Source organism: Pseudomonas anatoliensis (assembly GCF_017976235.1).
Lineage (GTDB): Bacteria > Pseudomonadota > Gammaproteobacteria > Pseudomonadales > Pseudomonadaceae > Aquipseudomonas > Aquipseudomonas anatoliensis.
Genome location: NZ_JACVHC010000009.1, coordinates 272,796 through 294,554, shown reverse-complemented (window position 1 = coordinate 294,554; position 21,759 = coordinate 272,796). Strand labels below are relative to the sequence as shown.

Genomic DNA, 21,759 nt, shown 5'->3' with positions numbered 1-21,759 from the left:
GGGGCTGTTCGGCTTTTCCCGTCAGCCTTTAGCAAACTCCGGCCCGTCAATGTGATACACCGTCGGCTCTTGCGAAAAGTAATCCTGCAAGCCCAGCATGAACCTCTGATGGTCATCACTCGCTTCAAAACCCGGGGTGTGATCCTCGAGTGTTTGCCATTGCACAATCAGGTTGAAGACCTCGGGACTTTCGATCCCTTGCGCGAGCGTGTGACCGAGGTAACCCTTTGCGCGAGTAAGTAAGGGCGCGACCTCGGCGAACGCATGGCGGAACTGTTCTACTTGTTCTTTATGGACGGGAAGCAAAGCGATTTCATAAATCATGGCGTGTCTCCAAATAGGTTTTCAATGTTTGAAAGTGCGTACTGACGCAATGAGACTGTCCTCGATGGCAATCGCGATCTTCCCTTGAATTCCATTGTTGGGGCTTTCCAGCCGGGCATGCGCGAGTGGAATGTCGGCAAGCGAATAGACGGCACCCACGTGTGGGCGCAGTTGACCGCGCTCAATCAACGCGCTGAGCTCATCAAGCTTGCCGCGGTTTTGTCGGGTGAAAACGAAGTGATAACTGGCGTTCTTGCCCCAGGCCTGAACGACATTTTGTGGCTGCGCGATATCCACAATCGAGACAACCCGCCCCAATTGAGCGAGCGCGTCGGGGCTGCGTGACAATGTGTTGCCGCCGATAGTGTCGAACACCACATCGACTCCGCGCCCAGCGGTTTCCCGCAGGATGGCGTCGACGTAATCCTCCTTTTCATAATCGATGATTACATCGGCCCCCATACTGCGTGCGAACTCACTGTTTGCTTCGCGCACGGTCGTGAACACCTTGGCGCCGATGGCTTTTGCCAGTTGGATCGCCACATGCCCGACGCCCCCGGCACCACCGTGTATCAGAATGGTTTCGCCCACTCTGAGCGCGGCACGTACGACCAATGCTTCCCACGCCGTCCCGCCGACCAACGTCAGGCTGGCTGCCTCCAGATGGCTTAGCGCAGCAGGCTTCTTGCCGACAATGCTTTCGGATGCAACGTGGTACTCGGCGTAACTGCCTTGCCCGTCAAATATTTGCGGGGTGTACCAGACTTCGTCTCCGGGAGCGAAGGTTGTCACGCCTGGCCCCACCGCTTCGACGACGCCTGAAACGTCATGCCCGGTTATGGCCGGTAGTTGCACCAGGTCTGGATAATCGCCGCGGCGAACCTGGAAATCCAACGGGTTGATCGAAGTCGCGTGCACCCGCACCAGAACCTGCCCAGCTTGGGGCACGGGCTTGGGCACGTCGCAAAGTTCGAACGCTTGCGGGCCGCCAAATGATTTAAGTATCAGAGCTTTCATCGTATATCCTCATTTCGACAAAAAGGGATATCGAGATTTCTCGATATCTTCAGGTAAAAAGACAGCTGAAAACTACAGGTCCTTCCCGATGATCTCGGCAAGAACGCTGATGGCCGCTTCATTGCGTTTGTAGTAGGTCCATTGACCGATACGCCTGACTTCAACCAAACCCACGCGTTGCAGCGTTGCGAGATAAGAAGACACCGTCGACTGCGACAGCCCGACACCTTCCTGGATACTGCTCACACACACGCCCACCGTATGAACGTCACCTTCATCCTGTGGCGGGAAGTTCTTTTCGGGGTCTTTCAAACCCTTGAGGATTTCAAGTCGGGTCTGGTTTGAAAGTGCTTTGAATATTTCGAGTAAGTCCATGCCGCGAGGATATCGACATTTTTCGATATGTCAATACGAGAATCCAGCACATTTCAGTCGACCGGGAGCATTGCGATATGATCCGCAGCAACCCGATTGCGATGGACTCACGCTCATGCCAACCGCGCAAACCCGCCCTACCCCCACGCCATTGCTCAAACCCGGCGAAACCGTGGTGCTGTTCGACGGTGTGTGCAAGCTATGCAATGGCTGGGCGCGGTTTCTGATTCGGCATGATCATCAGCGGCGTGTGCGGCTGGCAGCAGTGCAGTCGCCCGAGGGGCAGGCGCTGCTCGCGTGGGCCGGGTTGCCGATGGACCAGTTCAACACCATGGCGGTGATTCGTGACCGGAATTACTGGGAACGATCGGAGGCCTTTTTCGAAGTCATCGGCCAGTTGTCAGGCCGTTGGCAGCCCTTGCGCTTGCTGCGGATTTTCCCGCGGGCGCTGCGGGACTGGGCGTACGACCGCATCGCGTTGAACCGTTATCGGCTGTTCGGCAAGTACGACAGCTGCCTGCTGCCGAGTCCTGATCACGAGCAGCGATTTCTGAAAATGCCTGCGCCATCTTCAGCACAAGCACACCGATAAAGCGTGCTCAGGACTGCCCGTCAGAAAACTGCACGGACAGGCTCAAGTTGCCCGGATCGTTGATCGCGGACAGGTATTCAGCGACGCTGATTTCGCCGACGCAGGGCCGGGCACCCGGTTGTGGCACATAACCTTCAGCCATTTTCGCGGCCAGCGCGACGGCGGCGCAGCTGGGGATTTCCGGGCCTTTGTCGTTCAGTGCGGTCAGTTGTGCGGTCATGGTCAGCGGTTGTCCTTCAACGCCAGCGCCCTGAACGTCGATGTACATGGCACTTTTGCCATCGCCAAAACGCTCGAATCGGGTGCCCAGCCGATGCAGTCTGGCGGCCCAAGGGAGATGGTCGCGAACCAGCCCGATCTTTACTGCCTGCGCTAACAAAGCGTTGGCAACACCGGCGAGTTTCAGCCCCGCACCTGCCTTGAAGCTCAGCGTGTGCGCGCCATAGCGTCCGGCAAAAATATCCAGGTCCGGCACGTCGACATTCGCCAGCAAGCGGGTGCCCAGTTGCGGTATTTTGCGCAGGGTCAGATCCTGCCAACCCGACACTTCATGCACCTTGCCGTTTTTCAGTTGTTTGATCGGCTTGCCGGCGTAGGCCAGCACACCTTCGATCGTCGACAGGCCTGGCATTTTCGCCGAAGCGGATACGCCGTATTCGATCGAATCGATACGCGAGAATCGGTGACGCTGCTGATCGATGATCGCTGACGAAAGCGTCGGCACCGAACTGCAACCACTGAGGATCGCCACGCCCGCCGCTTTCGCCCGTGCGTCGTGAATACCCACGCCGTTGACGAAGGTTCGACAGTCCGCCAGGTCGCAATAATTCACTCCGGCAGCGATGCAGTTTTCGGCGACCGCATAGGATTGCCCCTGAAACGGCCCGCCGGTGTGGATGACCAAGCGGATACTCAGCGAGCGCAAAGCGGCGCTGAACGCAGGGCCCATGGCATCACCGCACCAACCTTCGGCGACAGCAGCCGATTGGCTGTTCAGCTCATCGACCTTGCGCTGCAACTTATGCGGGTCGCGTCCCGAGAGCAGCAGTTCTACCCCCGGCATGACCGCCAAATGCCCGCAAACGATGCTACCGAAATTACCGTAGCCACCGACCACCATCACCCTGAACGGCATTCAATTCTTCCCTAATTGAAAGGCTGTTCTCAGCCACTATTCGACGCGCATAAACAGCCGTGAAGAATATAGACCCGGGCACCCACAAGCCACTCAACAATTGCGCGATGCCGTCAGCTCGATACCTGTTCAAGAAAGATCAGTTGCAAGGGCTCTTCAAGCAGGTCATCCGCCGTAGCAGCGAAGCGCTGGAAGTACGGCATGGCGAAGTGCGCATCCAGTGCCGCTTGATCCTTGAACGCCTCGCGCATGTAAAACGTGCCGCGCTCATCGCGCAGTTCAAACAACACATAATCGAGATTGCCTGGCTCTGCCCGGGTCGGTTCGACCAGTGCCAGAAGCCCTTCTTTCAAGGCCTGTTCCTGACCCTTTTTGGCCTTGAGTACGGCAATCGAAACCAACACTTCAGTGGACGCATTCATCATCAGTTCTCCGAAAGATAAAACAGGTATTACCGGGTAGGCGCAGGCGTCGCGTCGATTTTCAGACGCAGCAGGCTGTAGGGTTTCTGTCGTTGATCCTGTCCGCCGCGAAACGCCGCCTGGCGGTGCAACTGGTTGGCGATGAAATACAGATAGCCATCTGGGCCAATCGACAACGTGTCAGGCCAGAGCAAACGGGGGTCGTGCACCAGCGTCTGCCATTGGCCATCCGGCAGCCGCTTGCGGATCGAGTTGTGTTCGTAGTCCCCGGCATAGACGGCGCCGTCGGCGTCAGCCTCCATGCCATCGGAGGCCCCTTTCTCGCCCAGATCCTGAACGGCGGCAGCCAGTTGTTGCTCGCTGACGGTGGCATCGCGCAACAGCGAAGTGGACACGGCATACAGGTGTCGACTGGACAGAGGCGTGAAATACAGCGTCTGGCCATCGGCTGACAGGGCAATACCGTCCGACGCCACACCCAGCGGTTTGGGCTTGCCGCCGGCGCCTTCGACCATCACTGGCAAGCCTTCAACGACCGGGACGAAAGCCGGATCAACCGACGTTGCTGGCACGCCGCTCAAACGACGCATGGCACGCCCGCTGGCGATGTCCATGACAATGATCGCGCCCGGGCCTCGCAGCGAGGAGTCGGTCAGATACACGGTGCCCTCGGCGCCGTTGCGAAAGTCGAAACGCATGTCGTTGACATATGTGCTGGGCAACATGACGTTGTCCGGGAACACCAGCCGCTTGACGACTTTGTTGCTGGCAAGGTCTATCGCGACCAGTTTCGCTCCTCGCGGCTTGGGGTCAGCGAAGCCCGGCGCTGCTGTGTCGAGCAGCCAGACACGCCCCTGACCATCGGCCACCACACTTTGCACACTGATTAATCCGTCGCTTGGGTCGTTGGGGTTTTCCGTGTTGATCGCGGCGTTCGGATAGGCCACCACTTTGCCGTCGCGGATCTCGCCCACGGTGAACGGCACGTTGTCGCCCCAGCGCGGAAAGTTGACGAAGACCCGCCCGGTCTCGCTGACGGTCACGCCGGTGGGCATCGCATCGTAGAACGCATGCACTTGTTCAAGCTTGCCGAAGGATCGATCGGCGGGAGCGTCCGCCGGCAAGGCGACAGCGTTGATGGCATGGGCGAACGGCGCACCAAACGCGGCAGCCGATAACAAGGCGATAACCGCGGAGAGTTTTTTCATACGCATAAAGTGCTCCTGACAGGCCCTTTATGGAGCCTGTCTGACGATTCAAGTGACGGATATCAAAAACCTTCGAGAACGATCTTGCCCCGGGCTTTGCCGCTCTCGACCAGCGCATGAGCCCGGCGCATGTTTGCCGCGTTGATCGCGCCGAAGTGCTCGCCGACGGTGGTCTGCAAAACCCCCAGATCAATCAGGTCGGCGACCCGGTTCAGCAGGTGATGCTGCTCGATCATGTCCGCCGTTTCGTACAACGAACGGGTGAACATCAACTCCCAATGCAGCGACAATGACTTGCGCTTGAGCGGCATCACATCAAGGCTCTCGGGATCATCAATCACCGCTAAACGCCCCTGCGGTCGCAGCACTTCGATCAGTTGTAGAAAGTGCTGTTCGGTGTGGGTCAGGCTGGCGACGTAATCGACCTCGGCAATCCCGAGGGCCTGCAACTGAGCGAGCAGTGGCTGGCTGTGATCGATGACGTGATGGGCGCCCAACTGCTTCACCCAACCAGCGGTCTCCGGGCGCGAGGCGGTGCCGATCACCGTGAGTCGGGTCAACTGCCGAGCCAGTTGCACCAGCATCGAACCGACGCCACCTGCCGCGCCGGTAATCAACAGGCATTTGCCCTCCCCGCTGGCCTCGGCGACACCGAGACGGTCGAACAATAATTCCCACGCCGTGATCGACGTTAACGGCAATGCCGCCGCCTCGGCAGCACTCAACGAACGCGGCTTGTGCCCGACAATCCGCTCATCCACCAAATGCAATTCGCTGTAGCTACCGCTGCGGATAATCGAGCCGGCGTAAAACACTTCGTCGCCCGGTTGAAACAGCGTCACTTGCGAACCGACTGCGCGGACGATGCCGGCCGCATCCCAACCAAGGATTTTCGGTTCTTTGGTGAAAGTACCGGCGCGCACCTTGGTGTCGACCGGGTTGACTGAAACGGCCCGTACCTCGACCAGCAGATCACGCGGACCGGGCACTGGCGCAGCCATCTCGATGTCCTGCAATGATTGCGGATCTTCAATGGGCAGGGCGTGTTGTACAAAGGTGATGGCTTTCATGGGCACTCGCTGTCTGAAGGGTTGAAGCATTCACTTGCCACCATCTTCGGCTTCCCACGGAGAAAGAAAAACCTGCAGAATGCGCCAACACTTTCACTGCAGAAGAGAAAATGATCCGCATCGATGATCTCGCCCTGTTCACCCGCAGCGCAGCGCTGGGCAGCTTTACCGCCGCGGCGCTGGAGGCCGATTTGTTGCCGGGGCAGGTCGCCGCCGCCATCAAACGCCTGGAGCGCGAACTGGATGTGCGCCTGTTTGCGCGAACCACCCGCAGCCTGCGTTTGACTGCCGAAGGTGAGCAATATTTGCCCACCGCCCACGCCGTGCTCGAAGCCCTGAAGCAAGGCGAGGAAAACCTGCGGGGTGAAAACGCCACGCTGCGCGGCGTGCTGCAAGTCACTGCGCCGTCTGATCTGGGGCGCAATATTCTGCTGCCGTGGTTGACGACGTTCCGTCGTCAGCATCCGGAACTGACACTGCGCCTTGTACTGTCGGACCAGAAAGCCGATCTGTTTCGCGACCCGGTGGACGTCGCCATTCGGTACGGTACCAACGAAGACGCCAACTACGTGGCTCTGCCACTCGCGCCTTGGAATAACCGGGTGCTGGTCGCATCTCCAGCCTATGTGCAACGCCAAGGGCAACCGAAAACGCCGGACGACTTGTTGAATCATCCTTGCCTGCTCTACCTGCAGAATGGTCGGGTCTACGACAAATGGTGCCTGGCCGGACAGACTATTCAAGTCTCTGGCCCGCTGTTCAGCGACGATGCCGATGTGGTTCGGCGCTGGGCACTGGACGGTGAAGGTATCGCCAACAAATCCTGGCTGGATGTCAGCGCTGACGTGAGCGCAGGACGCCTGCTTGTGCTGCTGCCGGACTTTGCGGGAGAGGCCTCGCCGTTGAGTCTGGTGTGCCCGCATCGCAAACAAATCTCCCCCGCGGTATCGCAACTGTATGCGTGGTTGAGCAACCAGTTTGCCGCTCTACAGCGGGGCTGAACTGAGCGTCCGATAATAGCTGCGGCGTTGACGAACGGTCATTCGAGTGTTCAGATGCCGTCCAGTTTCAGGTGTCCCATGCCGCCGTGCATGGGGTGAAACGGGAAACCGGTACGTTCTTTTTGAACAAGTCCGGTGCTGCCCCCGCAACGGTATGCGCGTGATGCTTTCGACACACCACTGTGGCCAGACGGCCATGGGAAGGTGAAAGCATCGATACGCGTGAGCCCGGAGACCGGCCCGAAATATCTGTTTGGCAAAATCCTGCGGTGGGCGGGCATGGGCCGGTGTCGGCGTGTGCGCGATGCCTTCTCCTGCATGCTCTTCTGCGAAGATCCTTTCGAGAAGACAATGATTCGACCTTTCAACACCTCTGCTCCATCCCTGTTATTCGGTTGCCTGTTCAGTCCGCTGCTGCTGGCTGACGACGCGCCACTGGAACTCAATCAGCAAATCGTTTCCGCACCGTCGGTGGAGTCCACCACCGTCGCCGAAATGGCGCATTACGGTAGCAAAGTGGACATCGTCAGCCGCGAACAGATCGAGCGCGCCGGCCCCGCGGCGGATGTCAGTCGCGTCATGCAGATGTTCATTCCCGGCCTCTATGTCGCCCCGAAAAACGGCCCGTTCGACTACGGCACTTACTCCCTGCTGGGCGGGCGCAACGACGATACGCTGATCCTGCTCGACGGCGTACGCCTGAACAACCGCTTGTACGGCGGCTTGTACCTGGACACCTTGCCGGCCAACGCCATCGAACGCATTGAAGTGCTCAAGGGTGGACAGAGCCTGTTGTTCGGCACGCAAGCGGTGTCGGGGGTGATCAACATCGTCACCCGTTCGCCGCAGAGTCGAAAGGCCTCGGGCGAGGTGAACATGGGCCTCGACACCTTCGGCGGCACCACCGGCGATGCCCGGGTCGAGAACATCTTCAGCAACGGTTTCGGCGATCTGGGCTTGCTGGCCTATGTCAGCCACAACGTCTCCGACGGTTACCAGCCGTTTCGCAACCGCGACATGAAAAACGTCACCGAGAAAAAACGCGCCTATGAAGTCACCACGTTCGGTGGCAAGGCGATTCAGTCGTTTGGCGACGACTCGCGGCTGGAGCTGTTCTATCAATATGCCGACGCCAACCTCGATTTCGCCCGCCCGGTCGATAACCACAAAACCACCAACGACCGCGTGCAACAGATCGCTACGGCGACCTTCGAGCAAAATCTCAATGAGCGTCTGAGCTACTTCGTCAAAGGCCATATCAACGATTGGGACACCCGCTACACACGCATCAATAATGTCGAGGGCGGCGCCACCAAAGCCATCAACCACAACGACTATTGGGGCTTTACCGATTGGGGTGTGCAGGCCGAAGGCAAGGCTGAATCGTCCGGCGGTCATGTGCTGGTGTTCGGCACCGACAACCAATGGTTCAAAGGCCAGGACGATGTGCTGATCATCGACAACGACAAGGCCGAAGCCCACGCGATCTACACCCAGTTGCGTCCGCAGATCGACGCCCTGCCCGACTGGCACCCGAGCGTCGGCGTTCGCCACGAAGCCATGGGCGGCGGCGACAGCGCCACGGTCGGCATGCTCACTTCGCTCTACGATCTAAACGACAACTGGGCACTGCGCGGTCAGTACGGCAGCGCCTACAAACTGCCGAACGCCGAACAATTGTTCGTCAACGAACCGGGCGACGAGATCGGCAACCGCAACCTTAAACCGGAAAAAAGCCGCAACGCCGAACTGGGCCTCGACTACAAGGGCCTGCTGCTCGATCGCGCGTTCAGTGCCAGCGTCACCGTGTTCAAACGCAAGATCGACGACCTGATCACCCTCGACGATAGCCACTGGGTCAACGGCGAGGGCCAGGTACGTATGCGCGGTTTCGAGGCTGACGCGAAACTGGCGATCAACGCGCAATGGAGCCTGCAAGCGGACATGACCCGCAACCTCACCGAATCGCGCAGCGGCGTGACCATCAATGACATCCCGAGCTTCTTCGCCCGTTCGCGCATAGGCTTCGAGTCGGAAAATCGCATGTGGGGTGCCGGCGGCGCGATCCGCTATATCCGCGATGTGACCAGCTCGAAACAGGTCGAGTACGGTCACTATTCAGTGATCGATGCCGATGCTTATCGCTACCTCGACAATGCCCGTCAACACCGCGTCAGCCTGCTGGTAGAGAACCTCTTCGACCGCGATTTCGTCACCAGCCGCGCCAGCAACGTTGACAACCTCGGACGGCCGTTCACCTCAGAAGTACGCTACACGTACCGCTTCTGATGGCTGACTTCAAAACGGTCGACGGCATCGACACGCACCCGGACTGGTCGCACGTTCCCGAACATGCGCGCCACGTGTTCCTCTGCACCGGCCCGCGCTGCACCCAGCGCGGCGCTTTGCAGTTATGGAAAACCCTGCGCCGGCACCTGCTGGCGCACAACCGCATCGAAACCCCGGGCGGCGTGTTGCTGACGCGCACGCATTGTCAGTTCCCGTGCAATCTGGGGCCGATTCTGACGGTGTATCCCGAGACCTGCTGGTATGGCGTGCACAGCGACGCCGACGTGCAACGGCTGGTGGAGGTGCATCTGGTCGGTGGTGAGCTGGTCGAGGATTTGCTGATCAAGGAGCGCTCATGAGAACGCTTGGGTTATGCCTGACGGCCCTGCTTTGCACAGCACCGGCACTCGCTGACAATTATCGAAACTGCGGCGAAACCTGGAGCGCTGCACAATTACCGCCATCGCGCATCATCGCACTCAATCAGCACGCAGCTGATCTGCTGATCGCCCTGGATGCAGGCCCGAGTCTGGTTGGCGTCGCGTATCTGGACGACACCCATACCGGGAGTCGAAAGACCAAGTACGCAGGGGTTCCGGTGATCGCGCCGCGCTATCCATCCAGCGAAGTGCTGTACGCGCAGAAACCGGATCTGGTGGTCGGCGGCTTTGCCACGGCGTTCGGCGATGGCGTGACATCACGCTCGGGTCTGGCGCGCAACGGCGTGGCCTCCTATTTACTGGAGTCCGCTTGCGCGGGGCATTCGCTGGATTATTTCGAGCTTGTGCGCAATGACCTGCTGACCCTCGGTGCGCTGCTGCACAAACAGCAAAAAGCGCAGCAACTGAGCGCCGCCATGGACGCCGATCTGGCCCGCGCCCGCGCACTGATCGGCAGCGAAAAGCCGCTGTCGGTGTTCTATCTGGACAGCGAGGTCAACGGTCTGGATTCAGAGGGCGGGCGCGGCTTCGTGACCACCCTGCTCGCTGCTGCCGGGGCGCGCAATCCATTCGCCGAGGTCAACCAGTATCGCGTGACCATAGATCGCGAAACCCTGCTGATCAGCGATCCCGACGTCATCTTGCTGGCCGACGCCGAATGGTCGCCGGCCTGGCGCAAACGTCAGCTGCTGCAAAATGATCCGGTGTTATCGCGCTTGCGCGCCGTGCGTGAGAATCGCCTGATCGACATCCCCTTCACCCACCTGCTGCCGACGGTGGGCAGCGGCCGTGTCGCGCTGCACCTGGCGCAGCAATTCCAGGCGCTGCAGAAAAATAAATGAACCCGCCGAACCTCAAGCCACCTAAGAAAGACCATCAGGAGGTAGCCAATGCATATCGAAACCGTGTGGATCGTACTGGCGGCAGTTCTTCTACTGATTGAACTGTGGGCCATCAATCGGGTGCGCAAGAGTGAGGGGAAATCGAACAACAAGGGGGTCTGGATTGTATTGATCGTGTTTGTGCCGCTGTTCGGGCTCATCGCCTGGGCAATCGCCGGCCCTAAACACATCAGCCCGAGCACCGCTGCGCGTCCTGGCCGTTAACCAAAAAGTGCCGGCCCTGCTTCACGCATAAAAATCTCGACGGTCTTCGGACCGATCCCGTCAAATTCCGCCAGGTGTTTCTCGAACGCCTGGCGGTCGGCACTCTCGACCACGATATTGCCGACCTTCCCCGCGTATTCATCATTGAGCTTGTGTGCCAACGCCAGAAGGCGCGTAGCGGTGGTTTCGTCGTACCTCACGTAATGCGCTTCGCCAAGCATCACCACCAATTCACGATGGCTGCAGTTCGCCAACTTGCGCGGCGTGTCGCGCTGACGCTTTTCGACGATCACCCGATAGGCTTGCGCAGCAATATCAGCCTGTATGCGTTTGCCCATCAGGAAACTGGCGATCAACCATTTGAACAGCGCCACCTCATCTGCCGCGTCGCCAAAGCTGATCTCCAGATCTTCTGCCGAGATGGTTTTACCCATGAATCCGCCTCACCAAATTGTAAAAAAGAATTTCAAAGGACTGCTGAGGTCTATCCCTTACCTTCCTCAAGAGCTTGTACGAACATGAAATTCGCGTCTTTCTGCCAGGCCCTGTCCAATTGGGCCGGCAGCCCCAAAACCTTCATCGCCGCCATTGTCCTGATCATCATCTGGGCACTTACCGGGCCCTTCTTTCATTACAACGACACCTGGCAATTGATCATCAACACCTCGACCACGATCATCACGTTTCTGATGGTTTTCCTGATCCAAAACACGCAAAACCGCGACAACGATATCTTGCACCTGAAGATCGACGAACTGATTCGCGCCACCAAGGATGCGCAGAACGCCACGCTGGGGCTGGACAAAATGGGCACCCGTGAACTGCGTAAATTGCGCAAGCACTACAGAGCGCTCGGTGAAGCCGATGAGATCGATGTCGAGTCGAAAGTGGAGTGAACGTCAGACAATGGAGTGCCTGCGCACTCCACTGCCCATGAACAATGACTCAGGTCGCCGGCACTAATGCAGGCGTCTCAAACGTCTCCGCCAACGGCACATCGCTGCCGCCCGGCGTGAGAATGACCTTGCGGCAGCTTTCCTCTTTCTTGTCGAAGATCTTGTAGCCCTCGGCCGCCTGCTCAAGCGACATCCGATGGGTGATGATCGCCTCCGGCTGCAAGCGTCCGGTCTCGATATGCCCGAGCAGTTCAGGAAGGAAGCGCTGGACATGGGTCTGGCCCATCTTGAATGTCAGGCCTTTGTCGAATGCATCGCCAAACAGGAAGCCGTGAATCGGCCCGGAATACACCCCCGGTACACTCACCACGCCACCGCGACGCACGGCTGCGATGCACTGACGCAGCGCTTTGCCGCTGCCGCCTTCAAGCTTGAGCGTGGCCATGATGGTTTCCGTGGTGCTGCCCTTGGCTTCAAAACCGACTGCATCGACTACCGCATCCACGCCGCGATTGCCCGGGGTCTGGCGAATGATGGTGTCCGCCGGGTCATCGTCGTCATCGAAATTGATCGGGATCACGCCGTACGTGCGTTGCGCATATTCGAGTCGATAGGCGTGGTGATCGACCATGAAAATGCGTTCGGCACCGAGCATCCTGGCGCACGCCGCGCTGAGCAAACCGACAGGGCCGGCGCCAAAAATCGCAATGCTCGACCCTTGGCCGATACCGGCATTGGTCACCGCTTGCCACGCCGTCGGCAGGATATCGGAGAGGAACAACACTTTCTCATCCGACAAGGTCCCCGGCACCTTGAAGGGCCCGGTGTTGGCCTTCGGCACCCGGACCAATTCCGCCTGGCCACCGGGAATGCCACCGTACAGGCGGCTGTAACCGAACAGCGCGGCCGGCGGTGGAATGACCTTTTTGTTCAACGCCCCACCGGGGCCCGAATTGGTGGTTTCACACGCGGCGTACTGTTCCAGCTGACAGAAGAAACAATCACCACACGCAATCACGAAAGGAATCACCACGCGATCGCCGCGCTGCACGGCCGTCACTGCTGAGCCTGTTTCCTCGACGATTCCCATGAATTCATGGCCGAAGATATCGCCATGCTCAACGGTGGGAATCTTGCCGCGATACAGGTGCAGATCCGAGCCGCAAATGGCCGTGGCCGTGACGCGCAGGATAATGTCGTCAGGCGCTTCGATGATCGGGTCCGGCACGGTTTCGACTCTGACATCATGTGCGCCGTGGTAAGTCATTGCTCGCATGGGGGCGTCCTCGTACTTTCTGATGAAAGGATTGCTGCTTCATTTTCGGAAGGATGAAAGGCGCCACGAGTTCATTGCGTTTTTGCTTATTCGGATTAGTGGAATGTAGAGCGACCTGCGATTGTTCTTCGGCAAATGTCATACAGACTGTGATCTGCAATGCTCGCCGGACGCAGTTCATGCAGCCTGCACGAAGGCTTTTTGCCGCATGCGGCGCAAACCTTTGATCCAGCGCGGTTCAGGGTTGCGCTGCAAGTTGGCACAGCAAATGCGATAGCTACAGGGAATCCCATAGCGCCGTGGCACAACGGCCTGTGTACAACCCGTGATAGCAGAGGCAACCACCATGAACGCCATCGACCTTCTCAAAGCCGACCATGAAAAAGTAAAAGGCATCCTCACCCAACTGAGCGAATCCACCGAGCGGGCGCTGAAAAAACGCACCGAGTTGCTGGCCAAGCTGGAAATGGAAATCTCGATCCACACGCGTCTGGAAGAAGAAATCCTCTACCCCGCGTTCAAGGAAGCCGGTAGCAAAGAGCAGGACATCATGTACTTCGAGGCCAAGGAAGAGCACCGCACGGTGGACTCGCTGGTGCTGCCGGACCTGAAAATGACCGATCCCGGCACGCCGGAATTTGCCGGCCGGGTGAAAGTCGTCAAGGAGTTGCTGGAACACCACATCGAAGAGGAAGAAACAGAAATGTTTCCTCAGGCGAAAAAGCTCTTGGGCAAAGCCAAACTCGATGAACTCGGCGCGCAAATGGAAGCCATGAAGGCCAGCTACAAGAAAGACATGGCGGCCGGCAATATGGCTGCGTAATGCATTGAGCCGATCCCGAGCCCGGCGTACTGCCGGGCTTTTTTTTGCGGTCGATGGCCTGCCCCAGGTCTTGGTGGCTTAGAATTGCCAACTTTTGCCGCAAGGGATTTGCATATGCAACGCATCGCCATTCTGGGCAACTCCGGCAGTGGGAAGTCCACATTGGCCCGGGAAATCGGCCAGCGTCTGGACGTGCCCGTTGTTCACCTTGATCCGCTGTTCTGGGAACCCGGCTGGATCGAACCGGATGACGAGGTCTTCCGCGAGCGGGTACGACAAGCCATCGCCGGAGATGCCTGGGTATGTGAAGGCAATTATTCCCAGCGCACCTTCGATCTGCGCCTGCCCCGTACAGACCTGATCATTTGGCTCGAAACACCGCGCCTGACCTGCCTGCGACGGGTCATCATGCGTAGCGCATTGAACCGGCCACGCGCGGATCTGCCGGCAGGATGCACCGAACGACTGGATAAAGCCTTTCTGGGCTTTCTGAAATATGTCTGGCACTTCGACCGAGTCAATCGCCCAGGCAGCGAGGCCAGGCGAATGGCGATTGCACCGCAGATTCCTGTCATTCACCTGAGCGGGACGCGACAGATTTTGGCGTTTGTGGCGGGTCTGAACAAACCGGCACGTGGTCACAGCATCGACAGCGATAACGTTATTCGTGAGGCTGAATAATGTCGCGACTTGAGCTTGTGAGTATTGATCTAAGTGAAGCGCAAAGTAGCCAGGCACTCCATGGCATGTTGAAAGAAGCCCTCGGATTCCCCGACTGGTACGGCTGCAACTGGGACGCTTTTTGGGACGCCATCACAGGGCTCGTCGAAATGCCCATGCATTTGAACATTTGCGGCTGGGATGGTTTTTCCAGCCGCCTGCCCAGAGAGGCGGCACTGCTGAAAAAATGTCTGGCACAAATGGCGAGCGAGTATCCAGAATCAGCGCCCGCTGTGGCATTCGACTGAAGATTCAATTCATGGGCTACAGCTCGAAAAGGAAGTCATCTCATGTTTGAACGCAACAAACTGGTTCCTGAACTCATGGTTACCCATCTGGATAACAGCTTGGCTTTCTGGGTGTCATGCCTTGGTTTCAGCATTGCTTATCAGCGTGCGGAAGATGGCTTCGCTTATCTGGATCTGAACGGCGCGCAAGTCATGCTCGAGCAAGTTGATCCGAATGCTGGTCAATGGCTGACCGCTACGCTGAGCAAACCATTTGGCAGAGGCATCAATTTGCAGATTGATGTCGAGGCTGTGGACCCCGTCATCCGCAAACTTGGCGAAGCAGGCTTTGCACTTTACCGGGAATGCCGGGACACCTGGTACCGGGCTGATACGGTAGAAGTGGGGCAACGCGAATTCATCGTTCAGGATCCGGATGGTTATCTGGTAAGGCTGGTAGAGCGTCTGGGGGAGCGACCGGTCAGTTCAACCTGAAGATTTGGCTTTGCCGCGCCCCCTCCACTTACTCAAGGAACGTGACTCATCATGGACGACATCATCACCTACCGCATCGCAACTGCTGAAGACGCACTGACCATGTGCGAGTTGGGCCAGTTGCTCAACTCCGTACACCACGCCGCCCGTCCCGATATTTATGCTGCCTCCACTGAAGACTTCTCCCGCGACCTGCCGCATTGGTCGGGGGTTTTCGAGAAGGCGGATCAGGTGGTGTTTATTGCGCACGTCGGCGATCAACCCGCCGCATTCATTACGGGCAGTCTGTCGGCCAGTTCGCCACCGCTGATGCAGCCACAAAAGGTTGTGCGCATCGGCTCGGTGTGTGTCGCCGAGCGGTTTTCCGGCAAAGGCATTGGTCGGGCGCTGATGCAACTCGTCAGGGACTGGGCGATTGAACATGACGCACAGGATTTGCGCCTGACAGTCTGGCCGTTCAATGAGCGTGCGGCGCGCATGTATGCCGAGTTCGGTTTCGAGGACCGCGCAGTTGAAATGGGCATGCGTCTGGCATGAGCAGGCAACGCCGACTCTTGATGATCGCCCTCGGTTTAGTGGTGTTTTACATTGGACTGTGGGCGGCGTCCCAGTGGTGGGAAAAAGCGCTGGCCAACCCTTACGGCGACGCTGACATCAGCCCCGATGGCTGCGTTCGGGTCCAGGCGTTCAGGCCTTATTGGGTGTTGCCAAACTCCTTTCATCCTCAGTTCCATCCTGACGATCCGCAAGATCTGTCCTGGTTCATTCGTTGGGAGAGCCCGGCGTTTTTCCGCTTATACGATAACCGCAATGGTCAGTTGCTCGGTGAGAGCAGGATCTACGACCTGGTGGCGCATGGGGCGCCGGTGTCCTGGGGCTCCAGAGACGACCCTTCCGTTATGGTCGGCCTGATCCAGATTGGTGATCTCCCTCCCGACTGCGCGCGTAACCGGCCGTATTGATCGACGCTCAAATGCAGATGCCAAAACGCGTCTACGCTCACTTGATTCCGGGTGCGGGGCGTTCGTCCATGGAACAAGCGCCGGCCCGACGATCAAGTCTGTTCGGGACTTTATTGCGATGTCAGGAATTGATGTTGCCTGCACCCCGGCCATGCGTCAGGATGCCTGCCCTTTTGGGCCAGAGACAGCGACACTTGCTTATGCGACTCTCTGGTCAAGGCGAGCGAGAAACCCTTCGATCGTCGATATTCAACAGACAACCCGAGTCATCAACATGAACCGCCAGAAAAAACTGAAGCAGTTGTTCAGGGAAAAAGCCAAAAAGGCCAGCGCGAAACTGGCCCCGAAAAAAGAAAAGTACATCAGCAAGGCTGACCGGCTGAAGATGGCTGAGGAAACTGCTGCCGAGCCGGTCGTTACTACCGATAGCTGAGGCAACACCCTCAAGGGCACGGCCACTGGAAACCGTTGGGGAACCATTCATCAACCTTGATCGAGTTCCCGGCCCCCGAGATTAATCCGCACGGCCGTTTCGGCGGGAGGCATTCAATGGAACTGAAGTTCAGTCATGTCGACGTACTGGTCAACGATCTCGAAGAAGCGTGTGCTTACTACGCACTGATCCTCAAAGCCAAAATCTCCAAAACCCAGATATGGGAGCGAGGCGGACTGCATGTGCGCTACTCGATTGCGGTGATCGGGCAAGAGCGTTTCATGCTGGTGCAACCGTTGGCGGGGAACCTGAAGACGCTGCTGGATACCGCTGGCGAAGGGATGATCTACCGTCACTGCTATTCGACACCGGACATCGAAAAGGCGTATGACGAATTGCTGATCGCCGGTGTGCAGCCTGAAGATGAAAATGGACAACCATTGCTACGCGCAGACCTTCAATCACCGTCCGGGACACGCATCATCTGGCTGCCCAAACGCTTCGGACACTTTTCCATCGAAATTCTGGAAGAAAAATCGCTCGAGGCATTTGTCGAGGCTGCGTTTAGCCCTGATTCGCTGTAGGCGTTAGCCAAGGCCTCCAGAACAGACTGCTTTGGACGACTGCGTTCGGCCAGTACGTCTTGGCCAACACCGGAATAAACGCAAGTCAGAACGCTTTGTAAGACATCCATCTACCCCGTCTACGACTGAACGACCAATGATTCGGTCATTTGCGCGTGGCACACCGCCAGAATCTCATCAGCCAGCGCCGAGTCGTCCGGGCAAGCGCGCGATAGCATGATCGCGCCGACCGCACGCGCCAGCAGGTCGATCATTTTCACCCTGGCCTCACCCGATGCCGCCTCCGGCCCCGTCGGGCATTTTTCGCCCAGCGTCTGCAACGTGCGCTCGATGCCTTCAGCGAAGGCCGATTTCAAATCGTCCGACTGACGCGCCGCATCACCGCACAACGCCGCCAGGGTGCAACCCGTGGAGCGCCCATCGCGATGATCCCGGGACACATACACATCGATGAAATCCTTCACGCTCAGCTCTTCGGCACTGGCCAGAGACTGCGCAAGGCTCTTGGCCGAGGCTTCAGCCATCAGGTCAGCCTTCGAGCCGAAATGTTTGTAGAAACCGCCATGGGTAAAACCGGCGGCGGCCATCACGTCGACCACGCCGATACCATCAAAACCCTTTTCGCGAAATACAACTGACGCCGTTTCGACGATGTGTTCCCGGTTCGCCTGGGCCTGAGCCTTGGATACTCGCATGTTGGATACCTCGCTACCGCTGGAAATACATCGCCTGATGATACATAGATGTTGCTCGTAATTAAAACATTGACAGCTTAGATTCCGATCATCATCCTAAATGCAGACAGTACGAACATCCCACATCCCAAACCGTGTGACTTGAAAAGAGCTGACATCATGACTACTCGCCCTACCGTTCTCATCACTGGCGCTTCCACCGGCATCGGCGCGGTTTACGCCGAGCGTTTTGCCCAGCGCGGGCATGATCTGGTGTTGGTCGCCCGCGACCACGCGCGTCTGGAAACCCTTGCCGCAACGTTGCGTGGCGCACATAACGTCACCGTCGAAGTGCTCAAGGCCGATCTGACGCAACTCAACGACTTGCACACCGTTGAAGCGCGCCTGCGTGATGACGCGCGCATCGGCATCCTCGTCAACAATGCGGGCGCAGCGCAGTCCGGCACCTTCATCGAACAAAGCACCGACAACGTTGCACAACTGGTGGCCCTCAACACCACTGCGCTGGTGCGGCTCGCCAGCGCCATCGCACCACGCCTGGCCAAAGCAGGTGACGGCGCGATCATCAACATCGGTTCGGTGGTAGGTCTGGCGCCTGAGTTCGGCATGTCGGTCTATGGCGCGACCAAAGCGTTTGTGTTGTTCCTGTCCCAGGGACTGAGCCTGGAACTCTCGCCCCTGGGTGTTTATGTGCAAGCCGTACTGCCCGCCGCCACCCGCACGGAGATCTGGGATCGCGCCGGTATCGACATCAACACCTTGAGCGAAATCATGGAAGTGGGTGACCTGGTCGACGCCGCACTGGTTGGCTTCGACCGACGCGAGCCGGTGACCATTCCGCCGCTGCATGAAGGCGAGCGCTGGGATGCCTTGCAAACCGCGCGTCAGGGGCTTTTGTCGCAGATCCGCCAGTCCGCCGTGGCGCAACGCTATTTGACGCTAGTCTGAATCATGGCGAGCACGTCATTGATTAACGCGCCTAATCAGTCGGTGGTGGTTGGCGGGATACCCTTCGCCTATCGCGACCTGGAACCCCGCGCCCTTCTCACTCCACCGACCAGAGCATCTGCAACATGAAAGCATTTTTCATCGACCGCTACGGCAAGCAGAACGGACGAATCGGCGAAGTGCCCGACCCGGTAGTCGGTGTGCATGACGTACTGGTCCAGGTGCATGCAGCGAGTGTGAACCCGCTGGACTCCAAGATCAGAACCGGGGAATTCAAACTCATCCTGCCCTATACATTCCCACTGATATTGGGCAATGACCTGGCCGGCGTAGTCGTACGCACGGGATCGGCGGTAAAGCGATTCAAGCCAGGAGACGAAGTCTATGCACGCCCTCCCGAGTCACGCATCGGGACGTTTGCTGAACTGATCGCGGTGAACGAAAACGCGCTCGCGTTGAAACCCGCAAATCTCGATATGGCCGAAGCGGCTTCCATCCCCTTGGCTGCGCTAACGGCCTGGCAGGCGCTGGTTGAGATCGCTCAAGTGGAAAAAGGCCAGAAGGTGCTGATTCACGCCGGATCCGGCGGCGTCGGCACGCTGGCCATTCAGCTTGCCAAACACCTTGGCGCCTTCGTTGCGACCACCACCAGCGCGGCGAATGTCGACTGGGTGAAAGCACTCGGCGCGGATGTGGTCATCGATTACCAACAGCAGGATTTTGCAAACGAACTGCGCGACTTCGACGTGGTGTTGAACAGCCTCGGCGCCGACGTACTGGAGAAATCAGTCAAGGTTCTCAAGCCTGGCGGGCAGCTCATTTCCCTGTCGGGACCACCGACCGCACAGTTTGCCCAAGCGCGAGGTTTGTCTTGGGTGTTGCGGCAAATCATGCGCCTGCTGAGCAGCGGCATCCGCAGAAAAGCCCGCAAGCACGGGGTGAGCTATGCATTTCTGTTTATGCGTGCTGACGGCACACAACTGCAAAAAATCACCACGCTTATCGAAGCCGGTGTCATCAAACCCGTCATTGATCGTTCCTTCCCTATTGAGTCAATTGCACAAGCGTTGCAGTACGTCGAGCAAGGCAGATCAAAAGGCAAAGTCACTGTCACCATCCAATAAGCGTACTGAAAAGAATGTCACTCGAACTCTCGCGAAAGCCTCACCATCGTGAGGCTGTTGGGCGAGGCAATTCCTGCGTGTTGGTTACTGCAGATTGTTCTGAAAGAAGGCAGCCAACTTGTCGAAAGGAATCAGATTGACACGATCATAGAGGTCAACATGCCCGGCGCCCGGGATGATAACCAACTCCTTGGGTTGTCCGGCGAGCTTGTAGGCCTCCTCGCTGAACTCCCTTGAGTGCGCATCAGCGCCGGCAATGAACAACATCGGGCGCGGAGAAATCGTCTCGATATCATTGAACGGGTAGAAGTTCATGAACTTGATGTTGCTCGTCAGAGTCGGGTGCGTCGTCAACTCTTTAGAGGAACTGGACGGTGTGTACTCGCCGCGAGGTGTGCGGTAGAAGTCATAGAACTCGCGTTGAATGGGATGAGTGTTTTCATCCAGTTGATGTACCGTGCCGCTGGTGTAAGCGGTTTTACCGCCAGCGAACTCAACATCACGCTGCTGTGCCGCTTGCGCGATCATCGCCTTGCGTTGCTCAAGCGTTTGCGAATGCTTCAAACCATTGCGATTGGCTGCGCCCATGTCATACATGCTGACCGTTGCGATGGCTTTCATGCGCGGGTCGATCTTGGCCGCGCTGATGACGAAACTGCCGCTGCCACAGATGCCGATTGCGCCAATACGCTCCTTGTCGACGAAAGGCTGTGCACCGAGAAAGTCCACTGCCGCACTGAAGTCTTCGGCGTAGATGTCCGGCGAAACAGCATTGCGCGTACGCCCCTCGCTTTCACCCCAGAACGACAGATCCAGTGACAGAGTCACAAAGCCCTTCTCGGCCATTTTCGTGGCATAGAGGTTAGCGCTCTGCTCCTTGACCGCGCCCATCGGGTGGCCGATAACAATCGCCGGGCTCTTCGATTTTGCGTCGAGGTTTTTCGGGATAAACAGATTCCCCGCCACATTCATTTGATATTGGTTTTTGAAAGTAACCTTCTGCACCGTCACTTTTTCGCTGGTGTAAAAATTATCTGCGCCGTTAGACATATCGGCTCCTGTTGCTGAGAGTGAACTGACAAGAAGCGTTAATAGAACAATGAGCTTTTTCATTGGAATCCCTGTTGATTCGGATTGATCAGTCTTTAGAGAACATCACGCGCACATCCCCTCGCCCTAGCGCCTGAGCCAGGTCAGCGATGTCATCCACACGCCCGAGCCGCGTATAGGAATACGTCGAATTAAAAGTTGAATAGAAAACCACCAGCGTATCCGCGCCATACAACATCAAGTCGCCGTTGTGGATCGTTCCCGGTTTGCTCGCGTTGGCGGGCAAAGTTTCTGGAAGGCTGGCGTGTTTCTCATTGCGGTTGAGATCGCTCATCTCGATTGTTAACGGCAGTAGCCTGGCAAACGCGCCGGCGGCGGCGTTGTCGGCCAAAGTAATGGCGAAGCGTTGTTCCCCGACGGTCATCCACATGCGAGATTTCTCCGGTTTTAAGGACGCCGACGCGGCATCACATACAGCGACGTAACCGCCCAGCACGAGCATTGCAGACAGCAAACCAAGCCAGCGAAGTGCTCTCATGGTCCATCT

At 57.9% G+C, this 21,759-nt stretch carries 29 protein-coding genes and 1 riboswitch; of the genes, 17 read left to right on the top strand and 12 right to left on the bottom strand.

The genetic code is table 11. The features are described from left to right. Positions 1-21: 21 nt before the first annotated feature. The 3 genes from ICA16_RS26635 to ICA16_RS26625 form a co-directional block, all read right to left on the bottom strand. A complete protein-coding gene (locus ICA16_RS26635; protein WP_210702022.1) occupies positions 22-324 on the bottom strand; it encodes an antibiotic biosynthesis monooxygenase family protein in 303 nt (100 codons plus the stop codon). Positions 325-345: 21 nt separating this feature from the next. Further along, positions 346-1,341, bottom strand: a complete 996-nt coding sequence (locus tag ICA16_RS26630; protein WP_210702021.1) for a zinc-dependent alcohol dehydrogenase family protein — start codon at positions 1,339-1,341, stop codon at positions 346-348. A 72-nt stretch (positions 1,342-1,413) separates the two neighbouring features. Beyond that, on the bottom strand, positions 1,414-1,716 hold the full coding sequence (locus ICA16_RS26625; protein ID WP_150605040.1) for an ArsR/SmtB family transcription factor: 303 nt from the start codon (positions 1,714-1,716) through the stop codon (positions 1,414-1,416). Between the two features lie 115 nt (positions 1,717-1,831). Between ICA16_RS26625 and ICA16_RS26620 the strand changes: the two genes are divergently transcribed. Then, complete coding sequence (locus tag ICA16_RS26620; RefSeq protein ID WP_210702020.1) at positions 1,832-2,308, top strand: thiol-disulfide oxidoreductase DCC family protein; 477 nt, start codon at positions 1,832-1,834, stop codon at positions 2,306-2,308. A 7-nt stretch (positions 2,309-2,315) separates the two neighbouring features. On the opposite strand, the gene ICA16_RS26615 is transcribed toward ICA16_RS26620, so the two are convergent. The 4 genes from ICA16_RS26615 to ICA16_RS26600 form a co-directional block, all read right to left on the bottom strand. Further along, positions 2,316-3,443 (bottom strand): saccharopine dehydrogenase family protein, encoded by a 1,128-nt coding sequence (locus ICA16_RS26615; protein WP_210702019.1) that lies wholly within the window; start codon positions 3,441-3,443, stop codon positions 2,316-2,318. A gap of 113 nt (positions 3,444-3,556) precedes the next feature. Then, positions 3,557-3,865 carry a putative quinol monooxygenase gene (locus ICA16_RS26610; RefSeq protein ID WP_042562039.1) on the bottom strand — a complete coding sequence of 103 codons (309 nt, stop codon included), beginning with the start codon at positions 3,863-3,865 and terminating at the stop codon, positions 3,557-3,559. A 29-nt stretch (positions 3,866-3,894) separates the two neighbouring features. Next, positions 3,895-5,079, bottom strand: a complete 1,185-nt coding sequence (locus ICA16_RS26605) for an L-dopachrome tautomerase-related protein (RefSeq protein WP_210702018.1) — start codon at positions 5,077-5,079, stop codon at positions 3,895-3,897. 56 nt (positions 5,080-5,135) lie between these two features. Continuing rightward, the gene (locus tag ICA16_RS26600; RefSeq protein ID WP_210702017.1) at positions 5,136-6,143 is read right to left on the bottom strand and encodes a zinc-binding alcohol dehydrogenase family protein; all 1,008 of its coding nucleotides are present in this window, start codon (positions 6,141-6,143) and stop codon (positions 5,136-5,138) included. A gap of 110 nt (positions 6,144-6,253) precedes the next feature. On the opposite strand from ICA16_RS26600, the gene ICA16_RS26595 reads away from it, so the two are divergent. The 5 genes from ICA16_RS26595 (at position 6,254) to ICA16_RS26575 (ending at position 10,979) form a co-directional block, all read left to right on the top strand. Then, positions 6,254-7,144: a LysR family transcriptional regulator gene (locus ICA16_RS26595; protein ID WP_210702016.1), complete on the top strand. Its 891-nt coding sequence runs from the start codon at positions 6,254-6,256 to the stop codon at positions 7,142-7,144. A gap of 52 nt (positions 7,145-7,196) precedes the next feature. Then, a riboswitch (cobalamin riboswitch) is annotated at positions 7,197-7,402 on the top strand. Between the two features lie 93 nt (positions 7,403-7,495). Further along, complete coding sequence (locus ICA16_RS26590) at positions 7,496-9,433, top strand: TonB-dependent receptor plug domain-containing protein (protein ID WP_210702015.1); 1,938 nt, start codon at positions 7,496-7,498, stop codon at positions 9,431-9,433. Beyond that, on the top strand, positions 9,433-9,792 hold the full coding sequence (locus ICA16_RS26585; protein ID WP_210702014.1) for a (2Fe-2S) ferredoxin domain-containing protein: 360 nt from the start codon (positions 9,433-9,435) through the stop codon (positions 9,790-9,792). The genes ICA16_RS26590 and ICA16_RS26585 overlap by 1 nt, the downstream gene beginning before the upstream one ends. Then, positions 9,789-10,715, top strand: a complete 927-nt coding sequence (locus ICA16_RS26580) for an ABC transporter substrate-binding protein (protein WP_210702013.1) — start codon at positions 9,789-9,791, stop codon at positions 10,713-10,715. Before ICA16_RS26585 ends, ICA16_RS26580 begins: the two co-directional genes overlap by 4 nt. A gap of 48 nt (positions 10,716-10,763) precedes the next feature. Beyond that, on the top strand, positions 10,764-10,979 hold the full coding sequence (locus tag ICA16_RS26575) for a PLDc N-terminal domain-containing protein (protein ID WP_042558859.1): 216 nt from the start codon (positions 10,764-10,766) through the stop codon (positions 10,977-10,979). On the opposite strand, the gene ICA16_RS26570 is transcribed toward ICA16_RS26575, so the two are convergent. Continuing rightward, positions 10,976-11,413: an HhH-GDP family DNA glycosylase gene (locus ICA16_RS26570; RefSeq protein ID WP_150618252.1), complete on the bottom strand. Its 438-nt coding sequence runs from the start codon at positions 11,411-11,413 to the stop codon at positions 10,976-10,978. The two genes, ICA16_RS26575 and ICA16_RS26570, sit on opposite strands and share 4 nt — an antisense overlap. Before the next feature lie 84 nt (positions 11,414-11,497). Here ICA16_RS26570 and ICA16_RS26565 point away from each other — a divergent pair, with 84 nt between their 5' ends. Continuing rightward, positions 11,498-11,875: a low affinity iron permease family protein gene (locus tag ICA16_RS26565; RefSeq protein ID WP_210702012.1), complete on the top strand. Its 378-nt coding sequence runs from the start codon at positions 11,498-11,500 to the stop codon at positions 11,873-11,875. A 49-nt stretch (positions 11,876-11,924) separates the two neighbouring features. On the opposite strand, the gene ICA16_RS26560 is transcribed toward ICA16_RS26565, so the two are convergent. Next, entirely contained in the window at positions 11,925-13,151 is a 1,227-nt protein-coding gene (locus ICA16_RS26560) for a zinc-dependent alcohol dehydrogenase (protein WP_210702011.1), read from the bottom strand. Positions 13,152-13,497: 346 nt separating this feature from the next. On the opposite strand from ICA16_RS26560, the gene ICA16_RS26555 reads away from it, so the two are divergent. From ICA16_RS26555 to ICA16_RS26520, 8 genes are all read left to right on the top strand, one after another. Next, positions 13,498-13,974: a hemerythrin domain-containing protein gene (locus ICA16_RS26555; protein ID WP_150605027.1), complete on the top strand. Its 477-nt coding sequence runs from the start codon at positions 13,498-13,500 to the stop codon at positions 13,972-13,974. 114 nt (positions 13,975-14,088) lie between these two features. Beyond that, entirely contained in the window at positions 14,089-14,655 is a 567-nt protein-coding gene (locus ICA16_RS26550) for a P-loop NTPase family protein (protein ID WP_210702010.1), read from the top strand. Beyond that, complete coding sequence (locus ICA16_RS26545) at positions 14,655-14,942, top strand: barstar family protein (RefSeq protein ID WP_210702009.1); 288 nt, start codon at positions 14,655-14,657, stop codon at positions 14,940-14,942. Before ICA16_RS26550 ends, ICA16_RS26545 begins: the two co-directional genes overlap by 1 nt. 42 nt (positions 14,943-14,984) lie before the next feature. Continuing rightward, positions 14,985-15,416: a bleomycin resistance protein gene (locus ICA16_RS26540; RefSeq protein ID WP_210702008.1), complete on the top strand. Its 432-nt coding sequence runs from the start codon at positions 14,985-14,987 to the stop codon at positions 15,414-15,416. Between the two features lie 51 nt (positions 15,417-15,467). Further along, complete coding sequence (locus tag ICA16_RS26535; RefSeq protein WP_210702007.1) at positions 15,468-15,953, top strand: GNAT family N-acetyltransferase; 486 nt, start codon at positions 15,468-15,470, stop codon at positions 15,951-15,953. Continuing rightward, positions 15,950-16,378, top strand: coding sequence for a hypothetical protein (locus tag ICA16_RS26530; RefSeq protein ID WP_228734225.1), 429 nt, complete (start codon positions 15,950-15,952; stop codon positions 16,376-16,378). Before ICA16_RS26535 ends, ICA16_RS26530 begins: the two co-directional genes overlap by 4 nt. A 274-nt stretch (positions 16,379-16,652) precedes the next feature. Continuing rightward, positions 16,653-16,811 carry a DUF2986 domain-containing protein gene (locus ICA16_RS26525; protein WP_210702032.1) on the top strand — a complete coding sequence of 53 codons (159 nt, stop codon included), beginning with the start codon at positions 16,653-16,655 and terminating at the stop codon, positions 16,809-16,811. A gap of 116 nt (positions 16,812-16,927) precedes the next feature. After that, positions 16,928-17,395 (top strand): VOC family protein, encoded by a 468-nt coding sequence (locus ICA16_RS26520; RefSeq protein ID WP_210702006.1) that lies wholly within the window; start codon positions 16,928-16,930, stop codon positions 17,393-17,395. A gap of 119 nt (positions 17,396-17,514) precedes the next feature. Here the strand turns inward: ICA16_RS26520 and ICA16_RS26515 are convergent, their stop codons facing one another. Continuing rightward, the gene (locus ICA16_RS26515; RefSeq protein ID WP_210702005.1) at positions 17,515-18,090 is read right to left on the bottom strand and encodes a TetR/AcrR family transcriptional regulator; all 576 of its coding nucleotides are present in this window, start codon (positions 18,088-18,090) and stop codon (positions 17,515-17,517) included. A 159-nt stretch (positions 18,091-18,249) separates the two neighbouring features. On the opposite strand from ICA16_RS26515, the gene ICA16_RS26510 reads away from it, so the two are divergent. Both ICA16_RS26510 and ICA16_RS26505 read left to right on the top strand, forming a co-directional pair. After that, positions 18,250-19,038, top strand: coding sequence for an SDR family NAD(P)-dependent oxidoreductase (locus tag ICA16_RS26510; protein ID WP_210702004.1), 789 nt, complete (start codon positions 18,250-18,252; stop codon positions 19,036-19,038). Positions 19,039-19,163: 125 nt separating this feature from the next. Beyond that, positions 19,164-20,162: an NADP-dependent oxidoreductase gene (locus tag ICA16_RS26505; RefSeq protein WP_210702003.1), complete on the top strand. Its 999-nt coding sequence runs from the start codon at positions 19,164-19,166 to the stop codon at positions 20,160-20,162. Positions 20,163-20,246: 84 nt separating this feature from the next. On the opposite strand, the gene ICA16_RS26500 is transcribed toward ICA16_RS26505, so the two are convergent. Further along, positions 20,247-21,275, bottom strand: a complete 1,029-nt coding sequence (locus ICA16_RS26500) for an alpha/beta hydrolase (RefSeq protein ID WP_210702002.1) — start codon at positions 21,273-21,275, stop codon at positions 20,247-20,249. Positions 21,276-21,300: 25 nt separating this feature from the next. Then, positions 21,301-21,750: a cyclophilin-like fold protein gene (locus ICA16_RS26495; RefSeq protein ID WP_210702001.1), complete on the bottom strand. Its 450-nt coding sequence runs from the start codon at positions 21,748-21,750 to the stop codon at positions 21,301-21,303. Positions 21,751-21,759 lie beyond the last annotated feature (9 nt).

Bases quoted from the DNA above. Each gene is read 5' to 3' on its own strand.
- ICA16_RS26635 (WP_210702022.1), bottom strand. From the start codon at position 324: ATGATTTATGAAATCGCTTTGCTTCCCGTCCATAAAGAACAAGTAGAA.
- ICA16_RS26630 (WP_210702021.1), bottom strand. From the start codon at position 1,341: ATGAAAGCTCTGATACTTAAATCATTTGGCGGCCCGCAAGCGTTCGAA.
- ICA16_RS26625 (WP_150605040.1), bottom strand. From the start codon at position 1,716: ATGGACTTACTCGAAATATTCAAAGCACTTTCAAACCAGACCCGACTT.
- ICA16_RS26620 (WP_210702020.1), top strand. From the start codon at position 1,832: ATGCCAACCGCGCAAACCCGCCCTACCCCCACGCCATTGCTCAAACCC.
- ICA16_RS26615 (WP_210702019.1), bottom strand. From the start codon at position 3,443: ATGCCGTTCAGGGTGATGGTGGTCGGTGGCTACGGTAATTTCGGTAGC.
- ICA16_RS26610 (WP_042562039.1), bottom strand. From the start codon at position 3,865: ATGAATGCGTCCACTGAAGTGTTGGTTTCGATTGCCGTACTCAAGGCC.
- ICA16_RS26605 (WP_210702018.1), bottom strand. From the start codon at position 5,079: ATGCGTATGAAAAAACTCTCCGCGGTTATCGCCTTGTTATCGGCTGCC.
- ICA16_RS26600 (WP_210702017.1), bottom strand. From the start codon at position 6,143: ATGAAAGCCATCACCTTTGTACAACACGCCCTGCCCATTGAAGATCCG.
- ICA16_RS26595 (WP_210702016.1), top strand. From the start codon at position 6,254: ATGATCCGCATCGATGATCTCGCCCTGTTCACCCGCAGCGCAGCGCTG.
- ICA16_RS26590 (WP_210702015.1), top strand. From the start codon at position 7,496: ATGATTCGACCTTTCAACACCTCTGCTCCATCCCTGTTATTCGGTTGC.
- ICA16_RS26585 (WP_210702014.1), top strand. From the start codon at position 9,433: ATGGCTGACTTCAAAACGGTCGACGGCATCGACACGCACCCGGACTGG.
- ICA16_RS26580 (WP_210702013.1), top strand. From the start codon at position 9,789: ATGAGAACGCTTGGGTTATGCCTGACGGCCCTGCTTTGCACAGCACCG.
- ICA16_RS26575 (WP_042558859.1), top strand. From the start codon at position 10,764: ATGCATATCGAAACCGTGTGGATCGTACTGGCGGCAGTTCTTCTACTG.
- ICA16_RS26570 (WP_150618252.1), bottom strand. From the start codon at position 11,413: ATGGGTAAAACCATCTCGGCAGAAGATCTGGAGATCAGCTTTGGCGAC.
- ICA16_RS26565 (WP_210702012.1), top strand. From the start codon at position 11,498: ATGAAATTCGCGTCTTTCTGCCAGGCCCTGTCCAATTGGGCCGGCAGC.
- ICA16_RS26560 (WP_210702011.1), bottom strand. From the start codon at position 13,151: ATGCGAGCAATGACTTACCACGGCGCACATGATGTCAGAGTCGAAACC.
- ICA16_RS26555 (WP_150605027.1), top strand. From the start codon at position 13,498: ATGAACGCCATCGACCTTCTCAAAGCCGACCATGAAAAAGTAAAAGGC.
- ICA16_RS26550 (WP_210702010.1), top strand. From the start codon at position 14,089: ATGCAACGCATCGCCATTCTGGGCAACTCCGGCAGTGGGAAGTCCACA.
- ICA16_RS26545 (WP_210702009.1), top strand. From the start codon at position 14,655: ATGTCGCGACTTGAGCTTGTGAGTATTGATCTAAGTGAAGCGCAAAGT.
- ICA16_RS26540 (WP_210702008.1), top strand. From the start codon at position 14,985: ATGTTTGAACGCAACAAACTGGTTCCTGAACTCATGGTTACCCATCTG.
- ICA16_RS26535 (WP_210702007.1), top strand. From the start codon at position 15,468: ATGGACGACATCATCACCTACCGCATCGCAACTGCTGAAGACGCACTG.
- ICA16_RS26530 (WP_228734225.1), top strand. From the start codon at position 15,950: ATGAGCAGGCAACGCCGACTCTTGATGATCGCCCTCGGTTTAGTGGTG.
- ICA16_RS26525 (WP_210702032.1), top strand. From the start codon at position 16,653: ATGAACCGCCAGAAAAAACTGAAGCAGTTGTTCAGGGAAAAAGCCAAA.
- ICA16_RS26520 (WP_210702006.1), top strand. From the start codon at position 16,928: ATGGAACTGAAGTTCAGTCATGTCGACGTACTGGTCAACGATCTCGAA.
- ICA16_RS26515 (WP_210702005.1), bottom strand. From the start codon at position 18,090: ATGCGAGTATCCAAGGCTCAGGCCCAGGCGAACCGGGAACACATCGTC.
- ICA16_RS26510 (WP_210702004.1), top strand. From the start codon at position 18,250: ATGACTACTCGCCCTACCGTTCTCATCACTGGCGCTTCCACCGGCATC.
- ICA16_RS26505 (WP_210702003.1), top strand. From the start codon at position 19,164: ATGAAAGCATTTTTCATCGACCGCTACGGCAAGCAGAACGGACGAATC.
- ICA16_RS26500 (WP_210702002.1), bottom strand. From the start codon at position 21,275: ATGAAAAAGCTCATTGTTCTATTAACGCTTCTTGTCAGTTCACTCTCA.
- ICA16_RS26495 (WP_210702001.1), bottom strand. From the start codon at position 21,750: ATGAGAGCACTTCGCTGGCTTGGTTTGCTGTCTGCAATGCTCGTGCTG.